This window comes from Pirellulales bacterium, assembly GCA_036499395.1.
Taxonomy (GTDB): Bacteria; Planctomycetota; Planctomycetia; order Pirellulales; family JACPPG01; genus JACPPG01.
In genome coordinates this window covers 1-5,653 of record DASYDW010000013.1, presented here as the reverse complement: position 1 = coordinate 5,653, position 5,653 = coordinate 1, and the positions used below count along the sequence as shown (strand labels likewise).

Below are 5,653 nucleotides of genomic sequence, written 5' to 3'. Positions count from 1 at the left end.
TTCAAGCGCGACATCGAGGACAGAATGATCACAACGATCCCCGTCGCCAGGATTGCCGGGATGGCATAATGCTCGTGCAGGACAAATGGTCCGCTCTCGTCAAGCACCGCCTGAAGAAGTTCCCTCATGCCCGATGCCCCTCCTCTTTCAGATGCGATCGATCTCAACTGGCGTAACAGACTTTGCCTGCTTGTCGAGGTGATCGTCTTTGCTTTGCCCTGCTATCTGATCTTTATTCTCTGCGCTCCCCTCTCGCTGCTCGGACTGTGGTTGCTCGTCACGATGCTCTTGGATTCCATCGGAAATCCCAAAACGATCGACGACCTGCGCGGGTTCGCGCCATTGGCAATCGCGTCGGCAACCGCTATCTTGGGCATCCCTGCCTTGTGGATGTTTGCAAAACTCCTCGTCCGCATCTTTCACAATAAGATAACCCAATGCGCGGCAAGGGTGACGTTAGTCAAAGCATTGCGATGGGGAGCCGTCCCGTTCGTTGTCCTGCCGATTTTGCTGATCGCGTCATGGGGGCCCGTCCCTCAAGAGCCGCGCCGGTTCGAGGACCTCGCTCTAGAGATCATTTTCGAGATCTACGTGAGCGGATGGCCGCTTTTGATACCTATCGTCCACCTTTGGCGACTGTCTCGTATGGAGACACAGCCCTCGATTCTTGGGTTGTTCCCGCGATGAGAGCCGGAGTGATGAAGCGATCGTTGGCCGACGCGGCCGCGTGGGTCCGCACTGCTGTCTCAACCTGCGCCCGTTTGTTGCGGTCCTGCTATCTTGTGGCAGGTGTAGTCATCGTTGCCGGTATTACCGTCCAGAACCTCGTCGAAGCGCGACGATTGATGACCCCTGTCGATATCACCGGCACATTGCTCGGCGGCGGCATGACCACCTCTATGGATGCCGCCTTCTGGATGGTCGCGCTGGCCGGCGCAATGCTGGCTGCGCTATTGCGGCTACCAGGCTTTCGTCTTTCCTGGGCCGCGGCTGGAGGCCTGCGCGCCTGTTCATCGAATTGGGTCTCGAGACTGCCCGTCACTGCTTTCGCCGTTCAACACGGCCGCTACAACACGCTCACGAATATCATTCGATAAAGGTGCTAGTATCTGATTCTGGCCTCCGCCCAGCCAGCATCAGCGCGTCAGATCATAACTGATTTGGGAATCCGACCCGATTCGGAAAAATGTAGAAGCGCTCTAAGCTGGCTCATAGAAAGCCAGCCAGACTTGCAAGTGACGTCAGTCAGAAAGTGGCCGTGGTCTTCAGGCCCAGCACGACAACGTTCTTGTTTTCGCTGATGCCGCCCGGATTGACGACGTACTGGACGTTCGGGCGGAAAAGCAGTCCGCCTGTGGGACGATAGGTGTAATAGAGCTCAAAAGCGTACTCCGACCCGGGCACAGGACGATCTTGCATGGCTTGGACGTCGGCAACGCGATTGTTGACGTGCGTGGTGCCCACCGCAAAGCCGATATCGTCTTTGGGGCGCGAGCTGAACAGGCCTGTATAGGTCAATCCGGCCGCGATCTGACGGTCGGTGGTAGCGGTGCGATCATCCGCCACGACGGCGTTAAGGAATAGGCTCAGGTTGCTCGTCACCTGCTGCTGGAAATTGATGTAGGCGCCGTATCGCCCGCGATCCTGACGCGCGGGCAGGCCTGTCAGCGCGAAAGGATTGCCATTGACGTCGGACACGACGTCATCCGTGGTCGATGTGTCATACCACGCACCGATCTTGTAGCTGCCGGGTAGCGCGTCGGCGCCGAGCTTGGGAAGCCACGCAAGTTCGACCGGTATCAGCGCGCCCGTGGAGCCGGAAAAGAATGCCGGAAGCACCTGGTCTTGGGTGCCCAGGTATTTGGTGTTTTCGTCAAAGACGCCGGCTTGGACATAACCGAACCCAGCCAGCGCCACCTTGACACGGGTCCCCCACTGGCTGATGGGCCAGTTATAGATGTAATTGCCGACGAGATTGCCGGGGTTCGAACCACAGAATGTCAGGTTCTGGAAGTCACACGCAAATGACGCGAAGTCTCCGCCGACGGTCATGCGGCCGATCTTCCAGTCGATCAATCCGTCGTCATATTTCTGGTCGAACCAGAATTCTGTCAATCGGATGGTCTGCCCTCGACCGTACACTTCCTGTACCTGTTGAAGCGTGCCAAGGTCCGCGTCGTCGCTGAGATTGCGACCAAGGCGTTGCGTCAGGGTGACCTGGAATTGCGCTGCCGGAAGACCGAGCAGACGATCGAGGTCAAACGTCACTCCTGCTGCATACTGGTCGGCGTATCTCGTCTTGCCCTCGATACCGCCGGCCGGATTGTTCGCGATTTCGCTCGTATATCCGAACTGAAAATCGATACCCAGGCCCCGCAGATGGGTCCGTTCTCCGCCCCAGTCGCCAAGCAACCACGTATCCGGCGCAGCCATGGTATTTGTAGGATCAACTGGTTTGGCCGCGCGATCGCCGGCATGTGCAACAGCACTCGAGAGAATGCCCAATAGCAGGATTTCCACAGCTGAAAGTGCCGCGTATCGCATGTTCGCCCCCTTCAATACAGCCCCCACCAGGCAAGTTACCATGATTCGCGGAAGCGCCTAGTCTAGCAACCACAAGCGCAGCCATGCGGCTGAGCGCCACGTCAAGCCAGTTGAAAATTAATGGCCGTAGACACTGCGCCTTGTGTCGCACGCTTCGGGGTCTTCATCGATTAGTCCCACTGGCAAAAAGATCGCCCAGCCTAATCGAGGTACCCGATCACTACACGGCCAGGATGCCGAAATCACCACCTATATCGAACATGCGATGACCTCCGAGCTTCAAGGCAATGTGGTCGACCTTTGCCCGGTCGGCGCACTCCCGCCGTCTTTGGTGTGCCTCGTAAGATATGCGCCGAATTTCCATAGAGCCACTCGAGGTTGCGAGGGGACCGATCACCGCGCTACCTTTTAGCGGATTTAGTCAGCCACCTGGTTGATGGTAGTCAACTCTGCTCCCGCTAAATCCACAATTCGGCGACGGGGAATGCCTGAGACGGTCGGGTAATCGGCCCGATTGCAACGGATCGGTCAGCGACTCTACGGGAACGGTAGCGTCGGACATAACCACGTTGATACCCCCCGGCCGGCCCGGCCGGCCCGGTCGGCCAGTGTCAATTCAGACGGCCGGCAGCACGTTGTGGTTTAGCCGGAACATGTTTGCCGGATCGTAGGTCTTCTTGATGGACGCCAAGCGCTTGTAGCGTTCCGGTCCATAAACCGCCGGGGCATCGGCCGCCTCGTCCGGCGCGAGGTTGTTCACGTATCGCCGGTCGCCCTGCCAGGGCTTCATGCCGTCGAGCAGTTCGGCGACCGACCTCTGGAGCTGCGGCTCCTCCGACAGCGGACCTGCCGCCACGGCCAGCAGGCTGTACGGCAGGCCCCTCGTCGCTACTGCGTTGGGCGCCGCCGGTTCTCGGTCCCACGCCCCGCCCAAGGCACGCAGCTCAGCGATTACCAGGCCTTTGTCAGCGCCGGAACCGACAAGTTCGATCAGCTTGTCCTGCGCCTGCGCGGGGAACTCACGCAGCATGATGCCCCGCTCGTAGTAGGGCACTGGGTCGGTCGGCTCGTTGTGGATGGACGCGACCGAGGTGTACGGCATATCTGCCACGGTGTCCAAGACTGCCGGGGCTATCGCCCGCAACGGCTCTACCATCCGCTCGCCGTCCGCGGCCGTCCCGTTGTAGGCGATCCGCACCGACACCAGAAACTTCCCGCGCAGAGGCTCGGGCACTTCAAGCATCGACGGCATCCGCATCACGGCAATCGACGTAACCATCGTCTCCGGGGTGGTCGGGTGCCAGGCGGTCCAGATTCGCAGCACGTCGGCCGTCCGTTCACCGGGGAAGTAGATGCCGCCGCCGTAAAGGCGGGGCACTGGGAACAGGTTGAATTCCAAGGAGGTGACAACTCCAAAGTTGCCCTTGCCGCCGCGTAGCGCCCAGAACAGGTCGGGTTCGGACACCGCGTTGACATGCCGCAATTCGCCGTCTGCGGTCACCACGTCGAGCGAGCGCACATGGTCGGCCGCGTAGCCGTGGGAGCGGCCGAGGGTCGGGCTAAGCCCGCCGCCCAAGGTGTAACCGGCAACTCCTACCGTGGGATTCGATCCATTCAGTGGAGCCAGCCCGAACTTGGTCGCTTTCTCGATGACCTCGGACCATATCGCTCCGGCGCCGACCCGCGCCGTGCGACCGACCACATCAATGGCCACTTTATTCATCCGCCTGGTCGCGATCACGACGGCGCCGTGCGCCTTGCCGATTACTTGGTGACCGGTGGTCTTTACCAGGATCGGCCGTCGCTGTTCCGCCGCGAATCTAACGGCGGCCTGGATATCGGCCGCGCGCTCCGGCACCACGATCACCGCGGGGACCAACTCGTGATTGAGGTTCCAGACGGCGCGTTCATCGTCGTATCGTGCGTCGCCGGGCAGTAGAACCGAACCCGCGACCGTGGCCACGAGGCGCGCGGCATCCTCCGGCAGTACCGGCGGCAGAGACCAATCGCTGAAAGTCATAAGCGTACATCCTAATTGCTAGTGCTGTATCCGAAGCCAAGACACCTCGGGGGCGTCCGGAAAATGCCTCTTCGCCGAGGAACGGGCTGCTCTCCGTGTTAGCGTGACCCCAGCCATTCTGGTCCAGGGGGCGAGTTTTCAACTCGCGAGCCACTGAGTGGATGTTCCCCCGGATCAAAATCTACCTGTGCGGGCAGGGAATGGAACTTGGCGCCAACGCCTTCGACGCGCTGACGGAACGCACGGCGGCTCAAGCCGACGACCTCATGACCTGTGGCGATCGGGATACGCCCGATGGCAAGCGGCGGATTGAAAAGGCCCGATGTGGGCGTCGAAGCAAAAAGAACTCTCATGCTATCCTCAAGTTCAGTTTTCCCGAACGGCGCGGCGCTCTGACGACAGCACCGAGACTCCCAGGTGTCCTCGGCGAGGCAGGCTCTTTAAATTGGCTCGAGAAATCACCACCAGCGATCATGGAGCATTCTCCCCGAGAGTTATTGTATTTGGCAGTCGGTATTTCGCACGGAGCCGTGCTTCGGGCAACGAACAGGATCCGTCTGATCAGGACAGCAATACGTCGTATCTTGACAAAGTCGGTCGGAGCCTTGTGGCATCAAAAATTGGCGGTTCTGCCCCGTCGGATAGCTTGCAATCTATTCCGATCCAGCCCGCCGGAAGCTGGCGCGGTATTGGACAGGGGGCACGCCAAGGCGAGTGCTGAACACGATCCTCATTCGGTCCGCCGATCCGAAGCCGCAATCGAAGGCGACGGCTTTCAACGGCCGGTCGCTTACCTCCAGCATCATTCGTGCCACGTCAACGCGGGCACCCTCGATGAACTCGTGCGGCGTGATCCCGGTCGCCTCCACGAAATGTCGGGCCAAATTCCGGGCGCTCATGCCGACGACACAGGTAAGCGAGTCCAGGCCGGCAAGTCTCCCGTTTCCGTTTTCATCGATGGCGCATACATTCGCGCGGTTCCCGGCTATCAGAGCCGGCATTTCGAGATCGCGATGGGACGCGTTGTCACGCAAGGCCGACCACCGCGTAAGTTTGCCGGTGCGCCGAATATCGCTACCGGCAAACACG

The 5,653-nt window shown here is 60.1% G+C and carries 5 protein-coding genes; 3 read left to right on the top strand and 2 right to left on the bottom strand.

Features of this window, described 5'->3' with window-relative positions:
* Window positions 1–126: 126 nt before the first annotated feature.
* Window positions 127–687 (top strand): hypothetical protein, encoded by a 561-nt coding sequence (locus VGN12_02765; protein HEY4308351.1) that lies wholly within the window; start codon window positions 127–129, stop codon window positions 685–687.
* An 11-nt stretch (window positions 688–698) separates the two neighbouring features.
* Window positions 699–1,097, top strand: a complete 399-nt coding sequence (locus VGN12_02760) for a hypothetical protein (protein ID HEY4308350.1) — start codon at window positions 699–701, stop codon at window positions 1,095–1,097.
* A 148-nt stretch (window positions 1,098–1,245) separates the two neighbouring features.
* On the opposite strand, the gene VGN12_02755 is transcribed toward VGN12_02760, so the two are convergent.
* Window positions 1,246–2,586, bottom strand: a complete 1,341-nt coding sequence (locus VGN12_02755) for a carbohydrate porin (GenBank protein ID HEY4308349.1) — start codon at window positions 2,584–2,586, stop codon at window positions 1,246–1,248.
* A 574-nt stretch (window positions 2,587–3,160) separates the two neighbouring features.
* Window positions 3,161–4,564, bottom strand: coding sequence for an FAD-binding oxidoreductase (locus tag VGN12_02750; protein HEY4308348.1), 1,404 nt, complete (start codon window positions 4,562–4,564; stop codon window positions 3,161–3,163).
* Window positions 4,565–4,764: 200 nt separating this feature from the next.
* Between VGN12_02750 and VGN12_02745 the strand changes: the two genes are divergently transcribed.
* On the top strand, window positions 4,765–5,653 hold an 889-nt coding region (locus VGN12_02745), incomplete at its 3' end, for a hypothetical protein (protein HEY4308347.1).

Coding starts and splice junctions, on each gene's coding strand:
- VGN12_02765 (HEY4308351.1), top strand. CDS start 127: ATGCCCGATGCCCCTCCTCTTTCAGATGCGATCGATCTCAACTGGCGT.
- VGN12_02760 (HEY4308350.1), top strand. CDS start 699: ATGAAGCGATCGTTGGCCGACGCGGCCGCGTGGGTCCGCACTGCTGTC.
- VGN12_02755 (HEY4308349.1), bottom strand. CDS start 2,586: ATGGTAACTTGCCTGGTGGGGGCTGTATTGAAGGGGGCGAACATGCGA.
- VGN12_02750 (HEY4308348.1), bottom strand. CDS start 4,564: ATGACTTTCAGCGATTGGTCTCTGCCGCCGGTACTGCCGGAGGATGCC.